Source organism: Polaromonas sp. (assembly GCF_029945685.1).
In the GTDB taxonomy this organism is placed as follows: Bacteria; Pseudomonadota; Gammaproteobacteria; order Burkholderiales; family Burkholderiaceae_C; genus Polaromonas.
On sequence record NZ_JAQSDA010000011.1, the window covers coordinates 1 to 25371 of the forward strand.

The following is a 25371-nucleotide window of genomic DNA, read 5'->3' on the forward strand; positions in this document are numbered from 1 at the left end:
AACGCGGGAGTAGCTCAGTTGGTAGAGCGCAACCTTGCCAAGGTTGAGGTCGAGAGTTCGAGACTCTTCTCCCGCTCCAATTCGAAAAGGGCAGCACTTAAAAATGCTGTCCTTTTTCATTGGTGATAGTTCACAAGCGATTCAGTAGAATCATCCTGTTGGTTCTGCTGGAAGCAGACAGATTACGGCGCGGTAACAAAGCGGTTATGTACCGGATTGCAAATCCGAGTAGGTCGGTTCGACTCCGGCCCGCGCCTCCATCCATGTTTTTTGCAGCCCCTTGCCAGGGGCTTTTTTGTTCGTCAGCATGTCCCCGGCCTGAGTGGTGAAATAGGTAGACACAGCGGACTTAAAATCCGCCGCTTCGTGAAAACGGGCGTACCGGTTCGATTCCGGTCTCAGGCACCAGCCAACGGATCAAGGTCTTACAGGTCCTGCCGGCGTGCTGGCGATGCCCATTTCAGACCGCAACTGGTTAAGATAGATTCCATGGCCCGCTACACCACCCCTCCTTTTGAAATACACGTCCACGGCGAAGTGCCGCTGCGTGAGGATGTCGGCTTTGAGCAGTTGCAGGAAGCCCTGAAACCGCTCTGGAAATACGCGGGCGCCAAGTCGCTGGCCGACGGTGCCGCCAGCACCTATGAGGAAGAGCCCGGCATACGCTTCGATGTCCACCAGCACCTGCTGCAACTGTGCTGGACGGTTCCCGGTGACGAGGATTTTCGTCAGGTGCTCGACGAGGTCTGCATGGCCCTGAACGAGTTGGCCGCCATCGGTGCTCCCATCGAAGTCACTTTCTACGATGCGGATTTTGACGAGGATGAGGAGTCCGACGGCGAAGAGGCCAGGGACGATTTCGCCATGTACTTTGTCGGCCCCACGCCGGCGGCCATCATGCAGGTCCAGCGCGATCTTCTGGTGCAGGACATGATCGGCCTGATGGAGCGTCACTTTGATGCCTCCGAACTCGGCGAGGTGGTGGCGGCTGTCGACAAGCTGTTCGAGCAGCGTTTTGATGCGCTGGTCAGCTCCATGCAGCTGGGCAGGCCTCCGCGCGGAATGGGAGGTCCCCAGGGGGGTTCGGGCCATGGCGGCGGCGGACGCAAGCCGCGGCATCTGCATTAAGCAGTTCTAGGACAGCGTCGCTCCGTCCTTGCCAGCGCCGGGAAACCCCAGCCCGCGCATGTAGACGTCCACCACCTCCTGCCCCAGGGACACGAGATCGAAATCGGCGCTTTCCAGCAACCAGTTCTGGATCAGACCATCGATGATGGCGTGCAGGCCTTGCGCCGCCGCAGCGGCCGGCACCGGCAGTTCCATCGCATGTTGCCGCGCTGCCGCCTGGAAACCACGTTCAACACGTCCCAGAAAGTCACTTCGGCTCTTGAGGTGACGCAGCCGCACCGCCTGCAGCTCGCCGACGTACTCCACCTTGTGGGTGGCAACTTCAAAGACACGGCGCGTCTGCGGGTCGCTGGCAATGCGCAGCAACGCTTCTCCCACGCCGCTGCGGATGCGTGCCAGCGGGTCGCTGTGCCCCTCCTGGCCCTCCCGACCCTCATGCCCGAGCTGGTCCTGGAAGGACTGCTCCAGCGGCAGGGTGACCCGTTCCATCATCGCGTTGAAGAGATCGGCTTTGTCCTTGAAGTGCCAGTAGACCGCGCCGCGGGTCGCCCCGGCCCGCCGGGCGATGTCCTGCAGGCTGGTGCGCGAGACGCCCTGCGCCTGGAACAGGTGCTCGGCTGCATCCAGCAGCTTGTGGCGGGTGGCCAGGGCTTCTTCTTTCGTTCGTCGGACCATGCTTCTCCTGAAAACACTGTTTTAAAGGGGCGGTGTTTATACATTCATAAATGTATGTAAACTATACCACTCGCAAAAACCCTTATTCTTTCGCCTTTCGTCCGATGGGGGCCGCGTGCCGATTTCCGTCAGGCCTGCCATCCAGGACCCACCTTTTGCGCTTCACACCAGAAAATTCGAGGATCAGCATGCCCATGTCCCGCGTCACTCATCCGCCCTTCGAGGCACGCCCCGCCAGCAACCCTCAGCGGCTGCTGGTCGTTGCGATCTTGTCGCTGTTTCTCGCCGGCTGCGGCAAGGGCGCCAGCCAGGCGCCAGCCGCCCCTCCGCCTGCGCAGGTGGGGGTGGTGACAGTGACCCAGGGCGACGTGGGTCTGGTGACCGAACTGCCTGGTCGGCTGGAGGCCTCCCGCGTGGCGCAGGTGCGGGCGCGCGCCGCCGGCATTTTGCAGAAACGGCTGTTCCGTGAGGGCAGCGACGTGAAAGCCGGGCAGCCGCTGTTCAGCATTGACGCTGCGCCCTATGCCGCCGCGGCGGCCAGCGCCAAAGCGGGCCAGGCCCGGGCCGAAGCCAATCTGGCTCAGGCCACGGCACTGGCGCAGCGCTACAAACCCCTGGTGGAGGCCAATGCCATCAGCAAGCAGGAGTACGCGAACGCCGTAGCGGCGCAGAAGCAGGCCGAGGCCGATGTGGCCGTGGGCAAGGCCAATGTGCAGACCGCCAGCATCAACCTCGGTTATGCCTCGGTGACCGCCCCGATCTCGGGCCGCATCGGACGCGCCCTGGTGACCGAAGGTGCGCTGGTCGGACAGGGTGACGCGACCCAGCTCGCGGTGATCCAGCAGATCAACCCGATGTACGTCAACTTCACCCAATCGGCTTCGGACGTGATGAAGCTGCGCGCTGCCATGGAGAGCGGCCAGTTCAAACGTGCCAGCGGCGGCGATGCAGCCAGCGTGCGCATCGTGCTTGAGGACGGCACGGAGTATGCACGTCCCGGCCGTTTGCTGTTTTCGGACCTGACGGTCGACGCCACCACGGGCCAGATCACCCTGCGCGCCGAGGTGCCCAACCCGAGCGGCCAGTTGCTGCCCGGGCTGTTTGTGCGGGTGCGCCTGGAGCAGGCGCAGGCCACCAATGCCATGACCCTGCCGCAGCAGGCCGTCACGCGTTCGGGCCAGGGCGACACGGTCATGGTGGTCGATGCCGAAGGCAAGGTCTCGACGCGGCCGGTGAAAATCGGTTCGGCCAAAGGCAACCAGTGGGTGATTCTCGAGGGGCTGAAAACCGGTGAGCAGGTCATGGTCGACGGGTTCCAGAAACTGCGCCCCGGCGCCAGCGTCAAGCCCGTGCCCTGGCAGCCTGCAGGCGCAGCGCCCGCAGGTGCGGCTTCAGCGCCGGCCTCCGCACCGGCGGCACCCACTGCACCAGCTGCAGCGTCCGCGGCGCCTGCTGCCTCCGCAGCCGCCAAATAAGGAGCGCTCTGCATGGCCAAGTTTTTCATTGATCGGCCTATCTTTGCCTGGGTGATCGCGCTTTTCATCATCGTGATGGGCAGCGTGGCCATCACGCAGTTGCCGATCTCCCAGTACCCGCCGGTCGCGCCTCCGTCCATTGTCATCAATGCCTCCTACCCCGGCGCCTCGGCGCAGACGCTGGAGGACAGCGTGCTGTCGGTGATCGAGCGCGAGATGAACGGATCGCCCGGCCTGATCTACATGGAGTCGGTGGCCCAGGCCAACGGCACCGGCAGCATCACCATCAGCTTCCAGCCCGGCACCAATGCCGACCTGGCCCAGGTGGACGTGCAGAACCGCCTGTCGCGTGCATCGCCGCGACTGCCGCAGGCGGTGACGCAGCAGGGCGTGCGTGTCGACAAGTCGCGCTCGAACTTCCTGATGTTCACCATGCTTTCGTCCACCAACCCGGCCTTCGATCCGATCGCGCTGGGCGACTACGCGTCGCGCAACGTGGTGCCGGAGCTGCAGCGCCTTCCCGGCATCGGCCAGGCCCAGTTGTTCGGCTCCGAACGCGCCATGCGCATCTGGATCGATCCGGCCAAGCTGTCGGGCTTCAACCTGTCGTCCGCCGAGGTCACCGCCGCCATCCGGGCGCAGAACGCGCAGGTGTCTTCAGGCACGATCGGTGACCTGCCCAACGTCGCGGGCCAGGGCATCGCCGCCACCGTGGTGGTCAACGGCCAGCTGTCCGATGTCGGGCAGTTCGGCAACATCATCCTGCGCGCCAACACCGACGGTTCGGCGGTGCGGCTCAAGGACGTGGCGCGTATCGAACTCGGCGGCCAGGCCTATGCGACCTCCGCGCGGCTCAATGGCAAGCCGGCGGTCGGTATCGGTCTGCAGCTGTCGCCCAGCGGCAATGCGCTGGCGTCGGCCAAGGCCGTGCGCGAGAAGATGGCCGACCTGGAACGGTATTTTCCGCAGGGCGTGAGCTGGACCATTCCTTACGACAGCTCGCGGTTTGTGCAGATCTCGATCTCCCAGGTCGCCGTGACCCTGCTCGAAGCGGTGGCGTTGGTGTTTCTCGTGATGTTCCTGTTCCTGCAGAACTGGCGTTACACCGTGATTCCGACCATCGTGGTGCCGATTGCGCTGCTGGGGACCTTTGGCACGTTGCTGGCCCTGGGTTTTTCGATCAACGTGCTGACCATGTTCGGCATGGTGCTGGTGATCGGCATCGTGGTCGATGACGCGATCGTGGTGGTCGAGAACGTCGAACGCATCATGAGCGAGGAGGGGTTGCCCCCGCTGGAAGCCACGCGCAAGGCGATGCGGCAGATCTCGGGCGCCATCATCGGCGTGACCGTGGTGCTGATCTCGGTGTTTGTGCCTCTCGCCTTTTTTGCCGGCTCGACCGGCAACATCTACCGCCAGTTCTCGGCGGTGATGGTGGCGTCCATTGGTTTTTCCGCCTTCATGGCGCTGTCCCTGACCCCCGCCCTGTGCGCGACGCTGCTCAAGCCGGTGGAAGCGGGTCACCACCACGAAAAGCGTGGCTTTTTCGGCTGGTTCAACCGCAGCTTTTCACGCACCGCCAAGGGCTATGAAAGCATCGTCGCCCGTGTGCTCAAGCGGGCCGCGCGTTACCTGGTCATCTACGTGGCCATCATCGCGGCGGTGGCGGTGGTCTACACCCGGCTGCCAACCTCCTTCCTGCCGGGTGAAGACCAGGGCACCATGCTGGTCAACGTGCAGTTGCCGCCCGGGGCGACCCAGGACCGGACGCTGGCGGTCATGCAGCAGGTCGAGGCCTACATCCTCAAGCAGCCCGAAGTGCAGAGCATGGTCGGGGTGCTGGGTTTCAGCTTCTCGGGCCAGGGCCAGAATGCGGCGCTGGCTTTTGTCACGCTCAAGGACTGGTCCGAGCGCGAAGGCCCTGGCCAGTCGGCCGAGGCGCTGGCGGGCCGGGCCTTCGGTGCCTTGTCCGGCATACGCGACGCGTTCATCTTTCCGCTGAGCCCGCCGCCCATTCCCGAGCTGGGAACGGCCAGCGGCTTCACCTTCCGCCTGCAGGACCGGGCCGGCGCCGGTCACGAGGCGCTGGTCAACGCCCGCAACCAGATGCTGGGCATGGCTGGCAAGAGCCCGGTGCTGGCGCAGGTGCGCCCGGACGGCCTGGAAGACGGTCCGCAATTGCAGATCGACATTGACCGCGACAAGGCCAATGCGCTGGGAGTTTCCTTTGATTCCATCAACACCACGCTGTCCACCGCGCTGGGCTCCAGTTATGTGAATGACTTTCCCAACCAGGGTCGCCTGCAGCGTGTGGTGGTGCAGGCCGATGCACCGGCCCGCATGCAGCCGGACGACCTGCTGCGCATCAATGCGAGCAACAGCCAGGGCCGGCCGGTGCCGCTGTCGGCCTTTGCCAGCACGCGCTGGGTGACCGGTGCGCAGCAGACGATTCGCTACAACGGTTATCCGGCGATGCGGATCTCGGGTTCTGCGGCGCCGGGCTACAGCTCGGGTGCGGCCATGGCCGAGATGGAAAAGCTGGCGGGCCAGCTGCCCGCCGGTTTTGGTTTCGAGTGGACCGGCCAGTCGCGCGAGGAAAAACTCGCCGGCTCGCAGGCGCTGATTCTTTACGGCTTTGCCATCCTTGCGGTGTTCCTGTGCCTGGCCGCACTTTATGAGAGCTGGACCATTCCGCTGGCGGTGATCATGGTGGTGCCGCTGGGGGTGCTCGGCGTGTTGCTGGCCACACTGCTGCGCGCCTACGCCAACGACGTGTATTTCCAGGTCGGGCTGATCACCATCATCGGCCTGTCCGCGAAAAACGCGATCCTGATCATCGAATTTGCAAAAGACCTTGAAGCGCAGGGCAAGAGTGCCATCGAGTCGGCGTTGGCCGCCGCCCACCTGCGGTTCCGTCCCATCGTGATGACCTCGCTGGCCTTCATGATGGGGGTGTTGCCGCTGGCGCTGGCCACCGGCGCCGGCTCGGCCAGCCAGCGCGCCATCGGCACCGGTGTGATCGGCGGCATGATCACGGGGACCGCGCTGGCGGTGATTTTTGTACCGGTCTTTTTTGTCGTGGTGCGTGGCCTGTTCAAGGGCAGTGACCGGCAGAGAAAAATGTATTCCGACCACGCCAGGGCGGCTGGTTTTGACGGAGATGGAAATGAAGGCAAAGCCCATGACTAAGATCCGGCTGACACAGGCGCTGGTGTTGAGCGCCGTCGCGCTGGCGGCGGGCTGCTCGATGGCGCCCAAATATGAACGCCCCGAGGCCCCGGTCGCGACCGACTGGCCGGGCCTGCGTCTCGCACGTTCACTGGCCGTCGTTCCGACCGGGGCCTCGACGGCCGTGCAGACCACCGCAGCGGCCGACATCGAGTGGCAGAGTTTTTTCAGCGACCCCAAACTGCGGCTGATGATCGAGGCGGCGCTGCGCAACAACCGCGACCTGCGCATCGCGGTGCTCAACATCGAGCAAGCGCGGGCGCAGTTCCAGATCCGGCGCGCCGACCAGTTCCCGACCGTGGGGGCAGCAGCCACCGGCTCGCGCCAGCCCGCGGCCGGAGGAAATATTTCCAGCGTCTACACCGCCGGTCTGGCCATGACCTCGTACGAGATTGATTTCTTCGGCCGCGTCGCCAGCCTGAAGGACGCCGCGCTGGCGCAATACCTGGCGACCGAGGAGGGCCGCAAGACCACCCAGATCAGCCTGATTGCGACGGTGGCCAACACCTGGCTGAGCCTGCTGGCCGACGAGGAGCTGCTGGCGATCACGCAGCAGACACTGGCCACGCGTGAAGAGTCCTTCAAGCTCAGCCAGCTTCGTTTTGACAACGGCGCCACCTCCGAGCTGGACCTGCGCCAGGCCGAGTCGCTGACCGAGGCTGCCCGCATCAACCTGGCGCAACTGCAACGCCAGCGCGCGCTCGATGAAAACCTGCTGACGCTGCTGCTGGGTCAGCCGCTGACCGGCGAACTGGCGGCGGCGCTGCCGGCCGGCCAGGCACTGGCCGATGCGCCGCTGATGGTGGACGTGCCCGCGGGCCTGCCCTCGGACCTGCTCACCAAACGCCCCGACATCCGCCAGGCCGAGCAACAACTGCTGGCGGCGAACGCCAATATCGGCGCGGCGCGTGCCGCGTTTTTCCCGCGCATCTCGCTGACGGCGTCCGCCGGCAGTGTCAGCAACCACCTGTCGGGGCTGTTCGAAAGCGGGACTTACGGCTGGACGCTGGCGCCGCAGCTGTTTCTGCCGCTGTTCGACGCCGGCCGCAACCGCGCCGGGCTGGATTCGGCCAACGTGAATCGCGACATTGCCGTGGCGCAGTATGAGAAGGCGATTCAGACCGCGTTCCGCGAGGTGGCCGACGCGCTGGCCGGCCGCGCCACGCTGGGGGAGCAACTGCGCGCGCAGCAGGCCCAGGCCAGCGCCGAAGCCACCCGGTTCAAGCTGTCGGACCTGCGGTACCAGAACGGCATATCCAGCCAGCTCGACCTGCTCGATGCCCAGCGCTCCCTGTTCGCCGCACGGCAGGCGGTGGTGCAGACCCGGCTGCTGCAGTTGCAGAACCAGGTCACGCTGTACAAGACGCTCGGTGGGGGCTGGAAAGAGCCGGTGACGGCTGCGGTAGCGACGGGCACCACCAGGCCTTGACCGTCTTATTGATTTTTTCCAACTACACGCAGTGACTTGGACTGCTCTCACCCTCTCCCCCTGGGAGAGGGCGGGGGTGAGGGCTGGCGGTCTGTCAGAGAGCTATCGCAAGTTGGGGCTTGCTGGCCCTCACCCCAACCCTCTCCCACAGGGCGAGGGGGCAAGAAAGGCACGCTGCATGCAGTGTCCTGAGTAGTTACAGGTTCTCGAGTGTTTCAGGGCTCCAGCCCTTGATACACCTGCGCTGGCTGCTCTTAAAAGTGTAGCGTTCCGACGGGACCATCCAGCTGCAGCCAGCGCTGCGCAGCCGCTCGCAGGTGAGTTGCCTGCCCGGTGCTGAACAGGCTGATCCGACCCGGCGCGCTGTCCGCTTCGCCTGTCGAAACGGCACTCGCCAGCCGCAGCCGGGTCTGCCGGGCCACCGCCTCGCCGGTGTCCACCAGTTGCACATCGGGCCCGATCAGATCACGCAGCACGGCAGCGGCAAACGGGTAATGCGTGCAGCCCAGCACCAGCGTGTCGATCTCCCCGTCTTTCAAGCCAAATTGGCCCAGGGCCCTTGTGTGACGTGCGCAGGCAGCTATTATTTCAGTAGCGGTTGGAGGGTTGGCCGTGTTGGCCACGCCGCGCTCGATCGCGTCGGCCAGGCCGTCGCAGGGCTGCAGCACAAACTCGGCTTGCGTCGCCAGGCTACCCAGCAAAGCCCGGAAGCGGCTGCTGCCCAGCGTGCTGCGTGTGGCCATGACGCCGATGCGCCGGGTCTTGCTGGTGGCTGCCGCGGGTTTGAGCGCCGGCTCCACCCCGATGATGGGCAACTGGGGGTGCTCTGAGCGCAACACATCGATGGCCGCCGCTGTAGCCGTGTTGCAGGCGATCACCAGCGCCTGCACGCCCTGGCCCAGCAAATGGGCGGTGAGGGCGCGCGAGCGGGCGATCACGTGGGCCTGGTCCCGCTCGCCATAAGGCGCGTGGCCGCTGTCGGCGATGTAGATGAAGTTGTCGTTCGGCAGTTCGGCGCGCAGCGCCCGCAGCACGCTCAGGCCACCGACGCCACTGTCAAAAACGCCGATCAAGACAGGCCCCCACGGTCGCGCACTGCGTGTCGCTCCCTGCCCCCCGAGGGGGCCGCTGCGCCTGCGGACTGGCAAAGCCAGCTCCGCGGCCCCGGCTTGATTGAAGAGCGTTCAGGCAGCAGCAACCGCAATGCCCTTGAACTCACCGGTGGCAATCTTCTTCTGCCACTCGGCCGGGCCGGTGATGTGGGCGCTGGTGCCGCCCGAATCCACCGCCACGGTCACCGGCATGTCGACCACGTCGAACTCGTAAATCGCTTCCATGCCGAGGTCGGCAAAACCGACGACGGTGGCGCTCTTGATCGCCTTGCTGACCAGGTAGGCGGCGCCGCCGACGGCCATCAGGTAGGCGCTTTTGTGTTTCTTGATGGCCTCGATCGCCACCGGGCCGCGTTCGGCCTTGCCGATCATGGAGATCAGGCCAGTCTGCGCCAGCATCATTTCGGTGAAACCGTCCATGCGGGTTGAGGTCGTCGGGCCGGCGGGGCCGACCGCCTCGCCGGCGACCGGGTCCACCGGGCCCACGTAATAAATCACGCGGTTGGTGAAGTCCACCGGCAGCTTCTCGCCCCTGGCCAGCATGTCGGCAATGCGCTTGTGCGCGGCGTCGCGGCCGGTCAGCATCTTGCCGGACAGCAGCAGTGTCTGGCCGGGCTTCCAGCTCGCGACCTCGGCCTGGGTCAGTGTGTCGAGGTTGACCTTCTGGCTCTTCACGTAGTCAGGCGTCCAGTTGACGTTGGGCCACAGGTCCAGACTCGGCGGGTCCAGATACACCGGGCCGCTACCATCCATCACGAAGTGCGCATGGCGCGTGGCGGCGCAGTTCGGGATCATGGCCACCGGCTTGCTGGCCGCGTGCGTCGGGTACATCTGGATCTTCACGTCGAGCACCGTGGTCAGGCCGCCCAGGCCCTGCGCGCCTATGCCCAGCGCGTTGACCTTGTCGAACAGCTCCAGGCGCAACGCCTCGACCTTGGTCAGGGCCGCACCCGAGGCCGCCTTGGCCTGCAGCTCGTACATGTCCAGGTCGTCCATCAGGCTTTCCTTGGCCATCAGCACGGCTTTTTCGGCGGTGCCGCCTATGCCTATGCCCAGCATGCCGGGCGGGCACCAGCCGGCGCCCATGGTCGGCACGGTCTTGAGTACCCAGTCGACGATGGAGTCGCCGGGGTTGAGCATGGCCAGCTTGCTTTTGTTTTCGCTGCCGCCGCCCTTGGCCGCCACGGTGACTTCCAGCGTGTTGCCGGGAACGATCTCGGTGAAGATCACTGCGGGCGTGTTGTCCTTGGTGTTCTTGCGGTCGAACTGCGGGTCGGCCACCACCGAGGCGCGCAGCGTGTTGTCGGGGTGGTTGTAGCCGCGCCGCACACCTTCGTTGATGGCGTCGTCAAGGCTGCCGGTGAAGCCGCCCCAGCGCACGTCCATGCCGACCTTGAGGAAGACGTTGACGATGCCGGTGTCCTGGCAGATCGGGCGGTGGCCGGTGGCGCTCATCTTGCTGTTGGTCAGGATCTGCGCAATGGCGTCCTTGGCCGCCGGACTCTGCTCGCGCTCATAGGCGCGCGCCAGGTGGGCAATGTAGTCGGCCGGGTGGTAGTAGCTGATGTACTGCAGGGCGGCGGCAACGGATTCGATCAGGTCGGCTTGTTGGATGGTGGTCATGGTCAGGGTGTTCGTGGGAGGAGGTCTGTTCACGTGGCTGCCCGTGTGATACGGTAAGCGCAACCCCCTATTTTGACAGGGTGCGAAAAGCCGCCTTTTCACATCAAGGAATGAGCATGACAACCCGCACTGAACACGACACCTTTGGCCCGATTGACGTACCGGCCGACCGGCTCTGGGGCGCGCAGACCCAGCGCTCGCTGCAGAACTTCGACATCTCCGGCGAGTTGCAGCCGCGCGAGATCATCCGCGCGCTGGCGCAGGTCAAGCGCGCTTCGGCCAGCGTCAACCTGGCCCTGGGCCTGCTCGACGGCAAAAAGGCGCTGGCCATCATGGCGGCAGCCGACGAGGTGATTGCCGGGCAGCACGCCGGTGAGTTTCCGCTGGTGGTGTGGCAGACCGGCTCGGGCACGCAGAGCAACATGAATGTCAACGAGGTGTTGGCCAATCGCGCCAGCGTGCTGCTGGGCGGCGAGCGCGGCGAAAACCGTCTCGTGCATCCGAACGACGAGGTCAACCGCAGCCAGTCGTCCAACGACGTGTTTCCGACCGCCATGCATGTGGCGGCGGTGGACGCCATCACGCACCGGCTGCTGCCGGCCATCGACAGGCTGCGCGTCACACTGGCACAGAAGGCGCACGATTTCGACGACATCGTCAAGATAGGCCGCACCCATCTGCAGGACGCCACGCCCTTGACACTCGGCCAGGAGTTCTCGGGCTACGTCGCCCAGCTCGCGCACGGGGAAAAACATGTGCGTGCCGCCTTGCCGCACCTGTGCGAGCTGGCGCTGGGCGGCACGGCCGTCGGCACCGGCCTGAACGCGCCCAAGGGGTATGCGGAGCAGGCGGCGGCCGAACTGGCGCGATTGACCGGCCTGCCTTTCGTGACGGCGCCGAACAAGTTCGAGGCCCTGGCCTCCTGCGACGCCCTGGTTCATGCGCATGGCGCCCTCAAGACGCTGGCCACCAGCATGATGAAAATAGCCAACGATGTGCGCTGGCTGGCCAGCGGGCCGCGCAGCGGCATCGGTGAGCTGTCGATTCCCGAGAATGAACCGGGCTCGTCCATCATGCCGGGCAAGGTCAACCCGACGCAGAGCGAAGCCGTGACCATGCTGTGCTGCCAGGTGTTCGGCAACGATGTGGCCATCAACCTGGGCGGCGCCTCGGGCAATTTCGAGCTCAATGTGTTCCGGCCCATGATCGCCCACAACTTCCTGCAGAGCGTTCGCCTGCTCGCCGACGGCATGGCCAGCTTCAACGACCACTGCGCCGCGGGCATTGAGCCGAACCGCGCGCGTATTGCCGAGCTGGTGGACCGCTCGCTGATGCTGGTTACGGCGCTCAACCCGCACATCGGTTACGACAAGGCCGCTTTCATCGCCAAGAAAGCGCACAAGGAAGGCAGCAGCCTGCGTGACGCGGCCATGGCTTCCGGCCATGTGACCGCTGCGCAGTTTGACGAATGGGTGATACCGGCCAACATGACCGGGCGTTGAGCCCCGTCCCGGCCTTTGAGACGCTATTCAATTAATAGCTGTTCGCGCAGGTGGGACAAGGGCTGAAGGCCATTTTGACATGAAAATCACAGACGCTGTGCGTTGTTCTGTCCGTGCGGCCTCAGGACCGGCGGCGCTCAGGCACCGCATCATCGGGCGGCGCGGCCTGGCCGGGCAGGCGCAGGTGCAAGGCGGCCTGCGCCATCAGGTTGGCCGAGACCGGTGCAGTGACAAAGACAAACAGCGTGATCAGCAGCTCGGCGAAACCGGCCCGGCCCTGGGCCGCCGCCAGGATCATGCTGGCCAGCAGCACGCCACCCACACCCAGCGTGGAGGCTTTGGTCGGCGCATGCAGGCGCATGAAAAAGTCAGGCAGGCGCACCAGGCCGATTGCGCCGACCAGCGAGAAGAAGGCCGCCATCAGCAAGAAGGCGGCGGCCAGCCATTCGGCAACAGGATGAAGTCCCATGGTCATGCCCTCCGTTTCATTCGATCACCTCGCCGCGCGTCAGGTAACGCGCCAGCGCCACGGTGGATACAAATCCGAGCATGGCCATGATCAGGGCTGCTTCAAACAGCACGTGCGTCTGCAGGCGGATGCCCAGCAGGACCACCAGCGCCACCGCATTGAGGTACAGCGTGTCGATGGCCAGCACGCGGTCTGTGATGTGAGGCCCGCGCATCAGACGCCACGCGCACAGCGCCATGGACAGGGAGACGGCACCGACGGCGATGTTGAGCGCCAGGATCAGGAGGGTCATGGGTTTGCTCCAGGGGCGTCTGGCTGGGGTTCAAAAATGGCCAGCAACAGGTTTTCGTAACGTGTCTTGATGTCGGCGGCCATCTGCGCCGGGTCGCTGCAATCGAGTGCGTGAACCAGGATGTGTTTGCGTTGCTCGTCGATCAGGCAGGACACTGTGCCCGGCGTGGTTGTGATGATGCTGGCCAGCAGGGCAATGGCGGTCGGGTGACTCAGTGCCAGCGGCACCGTCACCCAGGCGGGCTGGGGGCGCGACATGGGTCCCAGCACCAGCCGCGCCACCGTGATGTTGGACACCACGATGTCCCACAGCACGACCAGCAGCAGTCGCAGCACCGGCGCCAGACGCATGTTTTGTGTGGCTGGCAGGAAGTTGTGCAGCAGGCGGGGTACCAGCAGGCCAATCAGCAGGGCCGAAATCAGATGAAACGGTGCCAGTGTGTGTTGCAGCAGCAGCCAGCTGGTGGCCAGCAGCACCGACAGCCAGGGGTGGGCGAGCCAGCGGGGTTTTTCCATCATTGGCCTTTCGCCGCGGGTAGCCGCACTTCGCCCTCGCCGCCGCGATAGGGTCGCGTGGTGCTGGCCTCTGCCCCGCCGACCGGTCCCAGCACGGCCCTGGCGTAGGCGACGCGATCGGCCAGTTGCAAGGCCGCCGCATCGGTGTAGCGCTTGAGCGGAGACGCCGCCACCGCCAGCAGCAGGCTGAGCGCCAGCAGGCTCAGCGTCGCCAGCGTGAGGCGAGAGCTGGTGCCTGGCCGGACCGACAGGCCATCGGCCGGCAACACGCTCCAGAACAGGATGGAGCCGGCGCGCGCCAGACCGATCAGCGTCAGGAAGCTGACCACCAGCACCACCGTCCAGACCCACACATGGGCCGGCCCTGCGGCCGAGCTTTCAAGAATCATCAGTTTTCCCAGAAAACCGGGCAGGGGCGGCAGGCCGGCCACCGAGGCCGCACCCAGCAGCGTCATCAAGCCCAGCAGCACGGGTTGTTCCACCGGGGTGGCGGGCCGCAGCCGGTCACCGGCTTCGCCGCGCTGGGTGGCCACTAGTTCGACCAGCAGGAAAAGCGCCGCGATCACCAGTGTGCTGTGCACCATGTAATAAAGTGCGGCCGACATGGCTTGCGGGGTGAAGAGGCCAATACCGGCCAGGATGGTGCCGACAGACGCCACGGTGAGGTAGGACACCAGCCGCGTCAGGCTGTGTGCCGCCAGCGCCCCCAGCACGCCGAGTGCCATGGTGATCAACGCGACCGGCAGCAGCCAGGGCTCGGCAGCCAGCGCGGCGTGACCCGCACCTTCGCCCAGAATCACCGCATGAACGCGGATGATGCCGTAGACGCCGACCTTGGTCATGATGGCAAACATCGCAGCGACGGGGGCGCTGGCTGCGGCATAAGTGCCGGGCAGCCACAGGTAGAGCGGCACAATCGCCGCCTTGAGGCCGAACACGACCAGCAACACCATGGCGCCGGCCTTGAGCAAGGTGGCTTCCTGGGGCCCGAGTTGCGCCACACGCAGCGCCAGGTCGGCCATGTTGAGGGTGCCGGTCACGCCGTAGACGATGGCCAGACCCACCAGAAACAGCGCGGAGGCCACCAGGTTGAGTACAACGTAATGCACGCCCGCCCTGAAGCGCTCACGCCCCTGGCCATGCACCAGCAGCACATAGGAGGCGATCAGCAGGACTTCAAAAAAGACGAACAGGTTGAACAGGTCGCCCGTCACGAAGGCGCCCGACACCCCCATGAGCAGGAAGTGGATCATGGTGTGAAAGTGGCGCCCATGGGTGTCCCACCCGCCTGCGGCATACCAGAGCACCGGCACCGCGATGGTCCAGGTCAGGGCCAGCATCATGGCACTCAGGCGGTCAATGACCAGCACGATGCCGAAAGGCGCAGGCCAGCCACCCAGCGGGTACACGGTGAGGGCGCCTGTGGCCGCTTCAGTCATGAGGCGCCAGGACAGGATGGCACCCAACACGACCGAGACCATGCTGAGCAGGCGTCTGCGTTGCAGCAGCGGCCCGCCGTGGCTGGCTTCGCCGCCATGGTCGCCCATGAGCAGCAGTGCCACGGCCGTGAACAGGGGCAACAGCACCGGCAGCACCGGCAGGTGAGCAGAAAAAACGGCGTGCAGCAAGTCGCTCATGGCGCCTCGTCCCTGGCTTTGCCGGGGCCATGGCCGGGCTCATGTCCGTCCACATGGTCGCTCCCGGACTCGTGGCGGCTGCGCAGTGCCAGTTCAATCACAAAACCCGTCGTGGCAAAGCCGATCACGATGGCCGTCAGCACCAGTGCCTGGGGCAGCGGGTCGGCGACGCGCCCCGTGGCCGACAGAATGGGCGCGGCATCCTGCCAGAGGCGGCCCATGGCGAAGATGAACAGGTTGACGGCATAACCCAGCAGGCTCAGGCCCAGCACCACCGGCCAGGTGCGTCCGCGCAGGATCAGGTAAATACCCGTGGCCGTGACCATGCCGATGCCGCTGGCCACCAGAAACTCAAGACTCATGGTTGTACTCCCGTGCGCGGGGTGGGGCCCGGGCTGTGCCCGATTCGCGGCTCACCGAACCCAGTGTGGACAGCGCCAGCAGGGTGGATCCCACCACAGTGATGTACACGCCCAGGTCAAACAGCGCGGCGGTGGCCAGCGGCAGGTCGCCCAGCAACGGCACATGGGGATGGCCATGGGCACTGGTCAGGAAAGGTTGGCCGAAGAAAAAAGCACCCACCCCCGTGAGCCCCGCAATGCCCAGACCCAGGCCAATCCAGCGCACGAAACGGCTCCCGCCATCTGCCCGCAGCAAAGCCTCTGCGCGCGACTGGCCCATGGCCATGTATTGCAGTACCAGCGCCACGGCGCTGATGAGCCCGGCAATGAATCCTCCGCCAGGCTGGTTGTGGCCGCGCATGAAGATGTAGAGGGTGACCACCAGCGCCAGTGGGAGCAGCACACGTGCGGCCACACGCAGCAGCAAGGGCTGGGCGGCAAATGTCCAGGTCAGGCCCTGCTCGTCAGCGGCGGGGCGGCGGGTCCGCATTCCGTCCATCAGCGCCAGCACACCGATGGCCGCGATACCGAGCACGGTGATCTCGCCGAAGGTGTCGTAACCGCGGAAGTCCACAAGAATCACATTGACGACGTTGGTGCCGCCGCCGGCAATCGCCGACTGGTTCAGGAAATACCACGCAATCGAATCATGATCGCGCGTCAGCATGACCCAGGCCAGCCAGGCGATGCCCGCGCCGCCGCACAGCGCGAGTGCGGCGTCGCGCGTGCGGCGCCCGGTTGAAGACTCGTGCGGGGAGTGCCGCGGCAGCAGCGCCAGTCCCATGAGCAGCAGCACGGTGGAAACCACTTCCACGGTCAGTTGCGTGAGCGCCAGGTCGGGCGCCGAGAAGCTGACGAAGGCCAGCGCGGTCACCAGGCCCACCACGCCCACCACCACGACCGACTGGAAACGCTGGTGGTGGTGCAGGACCAGCCAGGCGCAGGCCAGCAGCAGCAGGCCCCAGACCACCAGCGCCGCAGGCGACACAGGCAATAAAACGCGTGAGCCGGTGCCGGGTGCATCCCCTGAAAGCAGCGCCGCAGCCGCCATTGCCACGGTGGCGATCAGCATCCAGGCGATGTAGCGCTGCAGCGAGGCTGTTTCCAGACTGCCGGTGAGGCGGCCGGCCAGGTTGAAGAGCCGGTCCGAGCCGCGGGTAAAGAGGTTCAGGCCGGTCAGCAGGCCGAACCAGCTCTCGGAACTCAGGCGATGCAGGCGGCAGCCTCGCGCCAGCAGGAAGTACAGGCCGACGCCACCGGCCAGCGCCAGCATGCTCAGCAACAGCGGCAGGTTCAGGCCGTGCCAGATGGCCAGCTGATAGTCCGGCGGCGCTGTACCCAGCATGGCGGTGGCGGCCACCAGCACCATGGGCCCGAGGAGCAGCGAAGGCAGGATACCGACTGCCACGCAGACCACGGCCAGCAGGATCACCGGGGCCTTCATGCCCGGGGGGGGCTCGTGCGGATGCGGATGGGGCAAATCGCCCGCGGGTCCGTTGAAAAAGACATCGTGCACCAGACGTACCGAGTAGGCCACGCTCAGCAGCGCGGCCAGCGTGGCCGCCGCGGGCACCGCCCAGCGCCAGCCGCCGGCCTGTGCAAAGGTCACGGCCTCGGTCAGGAACATTTCCTTGGACAGAAAACCGTTGAAAAGCGGCACCCCCGCCATGGCGGCGGCCGCCACCATGGCGAGCGTCGCGGTCCAGGGCATGAGGTGGCGCAGGCCGCCCAGCATTCGCATGTCTCGCGTCCCTGTCTCATGGTCCACGATGCCGGCAATCATGAACAATGCCGCCTTGAAGCTGGCATGGTTGAGGATGTGAAACATCGCGGCCACGGCCGCCAGCGGCGAGCCCAGCCCGATCAGGAAGGTGATCAGCCCCAGATGGCTGATGGTGGAGTACGCCAGCAAGGCCTTGAGATCGTGTTTGAAAATGGCGACGAAGGCCGCAAAGGCCATGGTCACCAGTCCGGTGGTGGAGACAATGCCGAAGAAAAGTTCGGTGCCGCCTATCACGGGGGTCAGTCGCGCCATCAGGAAGATCCCGGCCTTGACCATGGTGGCTGAGTGCAGGTAGGCCGACACCGGTGTGGGTGCTGCCATGGCCTGCGGTAGCCAGAAATGGAAAGGGAACTGCGCGCTTTTGGTGAAGCAGCCCAGCAAAATCAGGAGCAGCGCCGCGGGATAACGGCTGTCAGCCTGAATACGTGCGCCCTGGTCCAGCATCAGGCTGAGCTCGTAGGTGCCGGCCATCTGGCCCAGCAGCACAAAGCCGCCCAGCATGGCCAGACCGCCTCCTCCGGTGAGCGCCAGCGCCATGCGCGCACCTTCGCGGGATTCGGCGCGGTGGTTCCAGTAACCGATCAGCAGGAAAGAAGAAATGCTGGTGAGTTCCCAGAACACGATCAGCAGCAGCAGGTTGTCCGACAGCGCAATGCCCAGCATGGCCGCCATGAACAGCATCAGGGTGCTGAAAAACTTTCCGACCGGATCGGCCTTGCCCAGGTAGAAATGCGCGTAGAGGATGATCAGCAGGCCGATGCCGGTGATCAGCAGCGCAAACATCAGGGACAGGCCGTCCAGCCGCAGGCCGAGGTTCAGTCCGATCTCGGGAACCCAGGCAGTGAAGCTGGTTTGCGCCTGACCGCCCATGATCCCGGGCGCCTGCAGCAGCAGCAGGATGAAGCCGGCGGCAGTGACCGCGGCGGCCAGCCAGGCGGTGCGGCTGCGCTGGCTGGAAGTCGGCTGTGCGGCTGAGCCGGACCACGCGGTGAGCACGGCGCCAACAATCAGCGGAAGGAAAATGATCAGTAGCAGCAAGGTCTGGAAGTCCCGGGTGTTCATTCCATTCTAGGGGCGGCCTTCGCGCCGACTTCAGCGAAGTGGGAATGTCCCGGCCCCAGGCCCGTTTTTCGATGGATCCGGAGCGGGCGAGCGCGCCTGCTGCCTCGCGCGGTGCGAGCCCTTCAGAAGACGGGGCTCCTGGATGCCTCAGGGCGGGTTGTGTGCCTGCGGTACACGCCGGATCAGCACCACGATCAGCGTGATCACGGTGATGGGAATCACAAAACCCATGAGGGCCATGGAGTACAGGCCCAGCGCAGCGTGCTGCTGGCTGGCCAGCACCAGATAAACGACATAGGCGACGTAGTACAGGACGAACACGCCACCTTCCCAGCGCGCAATTTCGCGGCCGGTCAGAAACACGGGCAGACAGGCGAGGGCGACGGCCATCATGACCCAGAGGTCAAAGTTGAGCAGGGCGGTGGGGACGGCCAGCCCCAGGTCGCCCGAGAGCATGGCGGCCAGACCGATGCAGCCCAGGATGTTGAAGGTGCAGCTGCCCACCACGTTGCCAACGGCGATGTCGCGCTCCCCCTTGAGTGCGGCCATCAGCGATGTTGCCACCTCGGGCATGGACGTGCCCGCCGCGACGATGGTCAGGCCGATGACCAGGTCACTGATGCCCAGAGCCTTGGCAAAAATCACCGACGCGCTCACCAGCCATTCAGACCCCAGCACCAGCAACCCCAGCCCGACGACGATCAGCAGAAGCTGGACGGGAAGGCGGGCATCCCAGCCGCCGGGCCGCGCGGGCGGCAGCTCGGCCGCGTATTCGTCCTGCGCAGCCCGTGTCTCCTTGCGCGACTGGATGACCAGGAAGACGGTGTAGGCGATCAACAGCGCGAACAGGATGACGCCATCCATGAAGCCCAGCCTGTTGTCCTGGGCAAAGACCAGCAAGAGCAGACTGGCGCCTATCATGATGGGCACCTCCTGACGAATCAGCTGGATGTTGACCACCAGCGGGATGATCAGCGCCGACAGGCCCAGAATGAACAGCACGTTGAAGATGTTGCTGCCCACCACGTTGCCCAGGGCCAGGTTGGTCTGGCCGTTGAGGACCGCGCCCGCGGACACCGCCATCTCCGGTGCGCTGGTTCCGAAAGCCACAATGGTCAGTCCCACGACCAACGGTGAAATGCCAAAGGACAGCGCAAGTTTCGATGCGCCGCGTACCAGCAACTCGGCGCCAGCCACCAGACCAATCAGGCCGCCTATGAACAACAGGATGGTCATTTATGGCTTTCGTGGGGCGGCTTCAGTGGGCGGAAGGTCCGGCGGACCGGGTCAGTGTTTCTGCGAGCCGGAGCCCGACATCAGTTTGTCGGTGTAGGCAATCGCCAGGGCCGACAGCAGGAAGGTGATGTGGATGGCGGTTTGCGCAATCAACACCCGGTCGGTGTAGTTGTCCGCATTGATGAAGGTCTTGAGCAGGTGGATCGAGCTGATGCCGATGATGGCGGTGGCGAGCTTGACCTTGAGCACTGACGCATTGACGTGGCTCAGCCACTCGGGCTGGTCGCGGTGGCCTTCAAGGTTCATTCGGCTGACGAAGGTTTCGTAGCCGCCGACAATCACCATGATCAGCAGGTTCGAGATCATGACCACGTCAATCAGCGCCAGCACCACCAGCATGATGACCGTTTCGTTGAGCGTCACGATGGGTGCCGAGGTCTTGTAGCCTATGCTCGTGATCAGCGCCTGCAAGGCGGTCTGGCTGCCGAAGGCCGCCTCGATCAGATGCAGCAGCTCGACCAGAAAATGAAAGACATAGACGCCCTGCGCAGCGATCAGGCCCACATACAGCGGCAGCTGCAGCCAGCGGCTGGCGAAAATGAAGTTGGGAATCGGGCGCAGCGGTGAAACTTTGGCCGGGGTGTTCTTGGGTTCTGACATGGGGGGCGTGAGGGTTTGTACGGAATGGCCGGATTGTAGGCGCGCTGCCCCATCTGCCCGGATTCGGGTTAAATTTGCCAGCTCAATGCCAGTCAGTGGACTGTAAGTGCCGAATGTGACATTTGCACGCATTCGACTAAAACCCAGGAGACCATCACCATGAGCGCGCCTTCATCCTCTGCCATCGAGTCCACACTGGTTGAAAACCGGGTCTTTTTCCCCAACCCGGAGCTGGCCAAATCCGCCCGCATTTCCGGCATGGATGCCTACCAGGCGCTGTGCGCCGAAGCAGAAAAGGACTTCGAGGGATTCTGGGCCCGGCTGGCGCGCGAGAACCTGAGCTGGAAGAAGCCCTTCACCCAGACCCTGGACGAGTCGAACGCGCCGTTCTACCAATGGTTTGCCGACGGCGAGCTCAACGCCTCCTATAACTGCCTGGACCGCCACCTCGGCACCGCCACCGAGAACAAGAAGGCCATCATCTTCGAGAGCGACGACGGCAAGGTCACCAACGTCACCTACAAGGAACTGCACGGCAAGGTCTGCCAGTTCGCCAACGCGCTCAAGGCCATGGGCATCAAAAAGGGCGACCGCGTCATTATCTACATGCCGATGACGGTGGAGGGCGTTGTCGCCATGCAGGCCTGCGCGCGTATAGGCGCGACCCACTCGGTGGTGTTCGGCGGCTTTTCCGCCAAGAGTCTGCAGGAGCGCATCCAGGACGCCGGGGCGGTCGCCGTCATCACCGCCAACTACCAGCTGCGCGGCGGCAAGGAGTTGCCGCTCAAGGCGATTGTCGACGAGGGCATCGCCATGGGCGGCTGCGAGTCCATCAAGAACGTCATCGTCTACCAGCGCACCGCCACGGCCTGCACCATGGTCGCCGGGCGCGACAGCCTGATGCACGAGGTGACGGCCAAGCACTCGGCCACCTGCGAGCCGGAGTTCGTCGGCGCAGAACATCCGCTGTTCATCCTCTACACCTCCGGCTCGACCGGCAAACCCAAGGGCGTGCAGCACAGCACCGGCGGCTACCTGCTGTGGGCCAAGCTGACCATGGACTGGACCTTCGACATCCAGCCCACGGATGTGTTCTGGTGCACGGCCGACATCGGCTGGATCACCGGCCACACCTATGTGGCCTACGGCCCGCTGGCCGCCGGCGCGACGCAGGTGATTTTCGAAGGCATTCCCACCTACCCGAACGCCGGCCGCTTCTGGCAGATGATCGAAAAACACAAGGTCAGCATTTTCTACACCGCGCCGACCGCCATCCGCTCGCTGATCAAGGCGGCCGAAGCCGACGAAAAAATCCATCCGGCGCGCTCTGACCTGAGCAGCCTGCGCATTCTCGGCACCGTGGGCGAGCCCATCAACCCCGAAGCCTGGATGTGGTACTACAAAAACGTCGGTGGCGAGCGCTGCCCGGTGGTCGACACCTTCTGGCAGACCGAAACCGGCGGCCACATGATCACGCCGCTGCCTGGCGCGACGCCCCTCGTCCCCGGCAGCTGCACCCTGCCGCTGCCCGGCATCATGGCGGCCATCGTCGATGAACTCGGCAAGGACGTGCCCAACGGTTCCGGCGGCATGCTGGTGGTCAAGCGCCCCTGGCCGTCGATGATCCGCACCATCTGGAACGATCCCGAGCGTTTCAAGAAAAGTTATTTCCCCGAGGAAATGGGCGGTACCCTGTACCTGGCCGGCGATGGCGCGGTGCGCAGCATCGACCGCGGCTACTTCCGCATCACCGGCCGCATCGACGACGTGCTCAATGTTTCCGGTCACCGCATGGGCACGATGGAAATCGAGTCGGCGCTGGTCTCGCATTCTGCACTGGTGGCCGAGGCGGCCGTGGTGGGGCGACCCGACGACCTGACCGGCGAGGCAATCGTGGCCTTCGTGGTGCTCAAGCGCTCGCGGCCCACCGGTGACGAAGCCAAGGCGATTGCGAAAGAGCTGCGCGACTGGGTCGGCAAGGAGATCGGGCCGATTGCCAAGCCCAAGGACATCCGTTTCGGCGACAACCTGCCGAAAACCCGCAGCGGAAAAATCATGCGCCGCCTGTTGCGCGGCATTGCCAAGGGCGAAGCCATCACCCAGGACACCTCGACCCTTGAAAACCCGGCGATCCTTGATCAACTCTCCGAGAATCTTTGATCAAGGGCGGCCGAAAGGCCGCGCCAGCGAGCTGTGGCCGGGTGCGGGTGACACTCATATCGCGAAGCGATGTGGGGTGGCCACAAAACCCGGCGATCCTGGATCAACTTTCTGAAAATCTTTGAGCCGGGTTTCAGCGCAGGCTGACAATTGCCCGCAGGGCTTGTCACGCCGTAGCTAAACTCCCGCCATCCTCGATCAGCTTTCGGAAAATCTCTGATCGAGGGCGGCGCAAGCCGCGCCGCGCCATGAAAAAAGCCCGTTGATTCAACGGGCTTTTTTTGTACCGGAGGACCGGGCTTATTTTTGCGTCAGTACCCAAGCTGCCAGTTTTTTGGCTTCGTCGGCATTGACCTGGGCATTGGCTGGCATGGGCACAGGGCCCCAAACGCCTGCACCGCCCTTGACGATTTTCGCAGCGAGCTTGTCAACGGCGTCCTTTTGACCCGCGTATTTGGCCGCCACGTCCTTGTAGGAAGGGCCGACCAGCTTGGTCGCCACGGCATGGCAGGCCATGCAGTTTTTGGCGGTGGCCAGTTGCAGGTCCGCCAGGGCGGGGGTGGACACGGCAAAACCGGCGGCCAGGGAAGCAATCGCTAAGCAGAGACGTTTCATCGTTAACCTCGTGGGGGGAGTTATGGATTCGGATTCGGTTACAGTCGTTCAACGTCATTGTAGTGGGCCGGGTTGACCTCGCTTTCAAAGGGTTACCCCCGGTTTTTCAGGAGTCAGCCATGTTATTTCTGTTCTTGGGCATCGTCGGCATTGCCTTGAAGTACCTCGAGGTTGCGCCGGTGGCCGGCTGGCCCTGGTGGGTGGTGCTGGCGCCGTTCGGCCTGGCGGTGATCTGGTGGTGGTGGGCCGACAAGTCCGGACTCACCGAAAAAAATGCCATGGAGAAAATGGAAAAACGCAAGAAAGAGCGGATTGACCGGCAACGCGATGCCATGGGGATGCTCAAAAAAAGAAAGTAGAGCCCCCACGCTTGTCACTTCGTGTACTGCGCTGCCCCCCGAGGGGGCGCTGCGCCTGCGGGCCGGCGGAGCCGGACCCGCGGCCCCTGCTGGAAGGGGAACCTGCTTGCTTCGCTCGCTCCTCTTGCGGGTGATTCGATAAAAAAAAGCCCCTGCAGACCTGCAGGGGCTTTTTTAATGGACAGTGCGCTGTTGCGATTTCAATAATCGTCGAGCACGGCGCCCTTGCTGGCGCTGGAGGCGTTGAAGGCGAACTTGGCCTGCACGCCGCGGATATAACGCGGCAGGGGCGCTTTCCAGCCCTCCTTGCGTTTGGCCAGTTCGGCGTCGCTGATGTTCAGTTGCAGCAGCAGTTGTCTGGCGTCGATGGTGATCGAGTCGCCTTCGTTGATAAAGGCAATGTTGCCGCCGGCCGCCGCTTCCGGCGCGACGTGACCCACCACCATGCCCCAGGTGCCGCCCGAAAAGCGGCCGTCGGTGATCAGGCCCACGCTTTCGCCCAGGCCGGCGCCAATCAGCGCGCCGGTCGGTGCCAGCATTTCCGGCATGCCCGGGCCGCCTTTGGGGCCGAGGTAACGCAGCACCATCACGTCGCCCGCGACGATCTTGCCAGCCAGAATGGCTTCGAGCGCGGACTGCTCATCGTTGAAAACACGGGCCGGGCCGGTCATCACCGGGTTTTTCAGTCCGGTGATCTTGGCAACGCAGCCTTCGGGGGAGAGGTTGCCCTTGAGAATGGCCAGGTGACCCTGGGCGTACATGGGCTTGTCGATCGGGCGGATCACCTTCTGGTCGGCACGCGGGGTGTCGGGCACGTCTTTCAGCACTTCGGCAATCGTCTGGCCGGTGATGGTCAGGCAGTCGCCGTGCAGCAGACCGGCCTTGAGCAGCATCTTCATGACCTGCGGAATGCCGCCGGCCTGGTGCAAATCCACCGCGAGGTACTGGCCGCTGGGCTTGAGGTCGCAGAGCACAGGGGTTTTCTGGCGCACGCGTTCGAAGTCGTCGATGGTCCAGTCCACGTCGGCGGCGTGGGCGATGGCGAGGAAGTGCAGCACGGCGTTGGTCGAGCCGCCGGTCGCCATGATCACGGCGACGGCGTTTTCGATGGATTTGCGGGTCACGATGTCGCGCGGCTTGATGTTCTTGCGTATCGCTTCGACCAGCACCTTGGCCGATTCCTTCGCGGAATTGGCTTTCTCATCGTGGGGATTGGCCATGGTCGACGAGTAGGGCAGGGAGATACCCAGCGCCTCGAAGGCGGACGACATGGTGTTGGCGGTGTACATGCCGCCGCAGCTGCCGGTGCCGGGAATGGCACGGCGCTCGATCTGCAGCAGGTCCTCGTCGCTCATGCGGCCGGCCGCGTGTTCACCGACGGCCTCGAAGACGCTGACGATGTTCAGGTCCTTGCCCTTGTAGTGGCCCGGAAGAATGGTGCCGCCGTAGACGTAGATGGAGGGCACGTTGGCGCGCAGCATGCCCATCAGGCCGCCCGGCATGTTCTTGTCGCAGCCGCCGACCACCAGCACGCCGTCCATCCACTGGCCCTGCACGCAGGTCTCGATGCAGTCGGAGATCACCTCGCGGCTGACCAGCGAATACTTCATGCCCTCGGTGCCCATGGCCATGCCGTCGGAAATGGTCGGTGTGCCGAAGACCTGCGCATTGCCGCCGGCTTCCTCGATGCCGGCAATCGCCGCATCGGCGAGTTTTTGCAGGCCGCTGTTGCAGGGCGTGATGGTGCTGTGCCCGTTGGCCACGCCGACCATGGGCTTCTTGAAGTCCCCCGCCTCATAACCCATGGCGTAGTACATCGACCGGTTCGGTGCGCGCGAGGTGCCTTCGGTGATGTTTCTGCTGCGGCGGTTGATGGCGTCGCCGATGCTGTCTTTGTCCTGTTGTGTCATGGAGTGTCTCGGGGGTGGGGAAGATGGGAGCGGTGAGGCAAAAGCCAGAGTATGCGCCGCGCCATCAAGCGGTTCCAATATATTTTTACGGGTGTATTAA

The 25371-nt window shown here is 64.6% G+C and carries 20 protein-coding genes and 3 tRNA genes; 10 read left to right on the forward strand and 13 right to left on the reverse strand.

All coding sequences use genetic code 11. The features are described from left to right. Positions 1–3 precede the first annotated feature (3 nt). The 4 genes from PSV26_RS07970 (at position 4) to PSV26_RS07985 (ending at position 1128) form a co-directional block, all read left to right on the forward strand. A tRNA-Gly gene (locus PSV26_RS07970) sits at positions 4–79 on the forward strand. A 107-nt stretch (positions 80–186) separates the two neighbouring features. After that, positions 187–260: transfer RNA gene (locus tag PSV26_RS07975), tRNA-Cys, on the forward strand. A gap of 56 nt (positions 261–316) precedes the next feature. After that, a tRNA-Leu gene (locus PSV26_RS07980) sits at positions 317–408 on the forward strand. An 81-nt stretch (positions 409–489) separates the two neighbouring features. Beyond that, positions 490–1128 carry a DUF6806 family protein gene (locus PSV26_RS07985; RefSeq protein ID WP_300512689.1) on the forward strand — a complete coding sequence of 213 codons (639 nt, stop codon included), beginning with the start codon at positions 490–492 and terminating at the stop codon, positions 1126–1128. 6 nt (positions 1129–1134) lie between these two features. Here the strand turns inward: PSV26_RS07985 and PSV26_RS07990 are convergent, their stop codons facing one another. Continuing rightward, positions 1135–1803, reverse strand: a complete 669-nt coding sequence (locus tag PSV26_RS07990) for a TetR family transcriptional regulator (RefSeq protein ID WP_300569629.1) — start codon at positions 1801–1803, stop codon at positions 1135–1137. Between the two features lie 188 nt (positions 1804–1991). Between PSV26_RS07990 and PSV26_RS07995 the strand changes: the two genes are divergently transcribed. From PSV26_RS07995 to PSV26_RS08005, 3 genes are read left to right on the forward strand one after another with little or no spacing between them, the layout of a single operon-like run. After that, the gene (locus PSV26_RS07995; RefSeq protein WP_300512685.1) at positions 1992–3278 is read left to right on the forward strand and encodes an efflux RND transporter periplasmic adaptor subunit; all 1287 of its coding nucleotides are present in this window, start codon (positions 1992–1994) and stop codon (positions 3276–3278) included. A 12-nt stretch (positions 3279–3290) separates the two neighbouring features. Further along, positions 3291–6467 carry an efflux RND transporter permease subunit gene (locus PSV26_RS08000; protein WP_300569631.1) on the forward strand — a complete coding sequence of 1059 codons (3177 nt, stop codon included), beginning with the start codon at positions 3291–3293 and terminating at the stop codon, positions 6465–6467. Then, positions 6460–7935, forward strand: a complete 1476-nt coding sequence (locus PSV26_RS08005) for an efflux transporter outer membrane subunit (RefSeq protein ID WP_300512681.1) — start codon at positions 6460–6462, stop codon at positions 7933–7935. Before PSV26_RS08000 ends, PSV26_RS08005 begins: the two co-directional genes overlap by 8 nt. Before the next feature lie 254 nt (positions 7936–8189). On the opposite strand, the gene murI is transcribed toward PSV26_RS08005, so the two are convergent. Next, a complete protein-coding gene (murI, locus tag PSV26_RS08010) occupies positions 8190–9008 on the reverse strand; it encodes a glutamate racemase (RefSeq protein ID WP_300569633.1) in 819 nt (272 codons plus the stop codon). A gap of 111 nt (positions 9009–9119) precedes the next feature. Then, on the reverse strand, positions 9120–10670 hold the full coding sequence (locus PSV26_RS08015) for a fumarate hydratase (RefSeq protein WP_300569635.1): 1551 nt from the start codon (positions 10668–10670) through the stop codon (positions 9120–9122). Positions 10671–10786: 116 nt separating this feature from the next. Between PSV26_RS08015 and fumC the strand changes: the two genes are divergently transcribed. Continuing rightward, a complete protein-coding gene (gene fumC / locus PSV26_RS08020) occupies positions 10787–12172 on the forward strand; it encodes a class II fumarate hydratase (protein WP_300569637.1) in 1386 nt (461 codons plus the stop codon). A 121-nt stretch (positions 12173–12293) separates the two neighbouring features. Here fumC and PSV26_RS08025 read toward each other — a convergent pair whose 3' ends face one another. From PSV26_RS08025 to PSV26_RS08060, 8 genes are all read right to left on the reverse strand, one after another. Further along, positions 12294–12647, reverse strand: coding sequence for a Na+/H+ antiporter subunit G (locus tag PSV26_RS08025; RefSeq protein WP_300512673.1), 354 nt, complete (start codon positions 12645–12647; stop codon positions 12294–12296). A 10-nt stretch (positions 12648–12657) separates the two neighbouring features. Then, the gene (locus tag PSV26_RS08030; RefSeq protein ID WP_300512671.1) at positions 12658–12933 is read right to left on the reverse strand and encodes a K+/H+ antiporter subunit F; all 276 of its coding nucleotides are present in this window, start codon (positions 12931–12933) and stop codon (positions 12658–12660) included. Further along, positions 12930–13448: a Na+/H+ antiporter subunit E gene (locus tag PSV26_RS08035; RefSeq protein ID WP_300569639.1), complete on the reverse strand. Its 519-nt coding sequence runs from the start codon at positions 13446–13448 to the stop codon at positions 12930–12932. Before PSV26_RS08035 ends, PSV26_RS08030 begins: the two co-directional genes overlap by 4 nt. Then, entirely contained in the window at positions 13448–15085 is a 1638-nt protein-coding gene (locus PSV26_RS08040; protein WP_300569641.1) for a monovalent cation/H+ antiporter subunit D, read from the reverse strand. Before PSV26_RS08040 ends, PSV26_RS08035 begins: the two co-directional genes overlap by 1 nt. After that, positions 15082–15447 carry a Na+/H+ antiporter subunit C gene (locus PSV26_RS08045; RefSeq protein ID WP_300512665.1) on the reverse strand — a complete coding sequence of 122 codons (366 nt, stop codon included), beginning with the start codon at positions 15445–15447 and terminating at the stop codon, positions 15082–15084. Before PSV26_RS08045 ends, PSV26_RS08040 begins: the two co-directional genes overlap by 4 nt. Then, entirely contained in the window at positions 15437–18331 is a 2895-nt protein-coding gene (locus tag PSV26_RS08050; protein ID WP_300569643.1) for a monovalent cation/H+ antiporter subunit A, read from the reverse strand. Before PSV26_RS08050 ends, PSV26_RS08045 begins: the two co-directional genes overlap by 11 nt. A 147-nt stretch (positions 18332–18478) precedes the next feature. After that, positions 18479–19567 (reverse strand): calcium/sodium antiporter, encoded by a 1089-nt coding sequence (locus PSV26_RS08055; protein ID WP_300512660.1) that lies wholly within the window; start codon positions 19565–19567, stop codon positions 18479–18481. 51 nt (positions 19568–19618) lie between these two features. Next, positions 19619–20227: a YqhA family protein gene (locus tag PSV26_RS08060; RefSeq protein ID WP_300512657.1), complete on the reverse strand. Its 609-nt coding sequence runs from the start codon at positions 20225–20227 to the stop codon at positions 19619–19621. Positions 20228–20386: 159 nt separating this feature from the next. On the opposite strand from PSV26_RS08060, the gene acs reads away from it, so the two are divergent. After that, positions 20387–22387 (forward strand): acetate--CoA ligase, encoded by a 2001-nt coding sequence (gene acs / locus PSV26_RS08065; protein ID WP_300569645.1) that lies wholly within the window; start codon positions 20387–20389, stop codon positions 22385–22387. Positions 22388–22687: 300 nt separating this feature from the next. Here acs and PSV26_RS08070 read toward each other — a convergent pair whose 3' ends face one another. Next, a complete protein-coding gene (locus PSV26_RS08070) occupies positions 22688–23002 on the reverse strand; it encodes a c-type cytochrome (protein ID WP_300512653.1) in 315 nt (104 codons plus the stop codon). A 119-nt stretch (positions 23003–23121) separates the two neighbouring features. Between PSV26_RS08070 and PSV26_RS08075 the strand changes: the two genes are divergently transcribed. Then, complete coding sequence (locus PSV26_RS08075) at positions 23122–23361, forward strand: TIGR04438 family Trp-rich protein (protein ID WP_300512651.1); 240 nt, start codon at positions 23122–23124, stop codon at positions 23359–23361. A 200-nt stretch (positions 23362–23561) separates the two neighbouring features. On the opposite strand, the gene ilvD is transcribed toward PSV26_RS08075, so the two are convergent. Then, on the reverse strand, positions 23562–25271 hold the full coding sequence (ilvD, locus tag PSV26_RS08080; protein WP_300569646.1) for a dihydroxy-acid dehydratase: 1710 nt from the start codon (positions 25269–25271) through the stop codon (positions 23562–23564). Positions 25272–25371 lie beyond the last annotated feature (100 nt).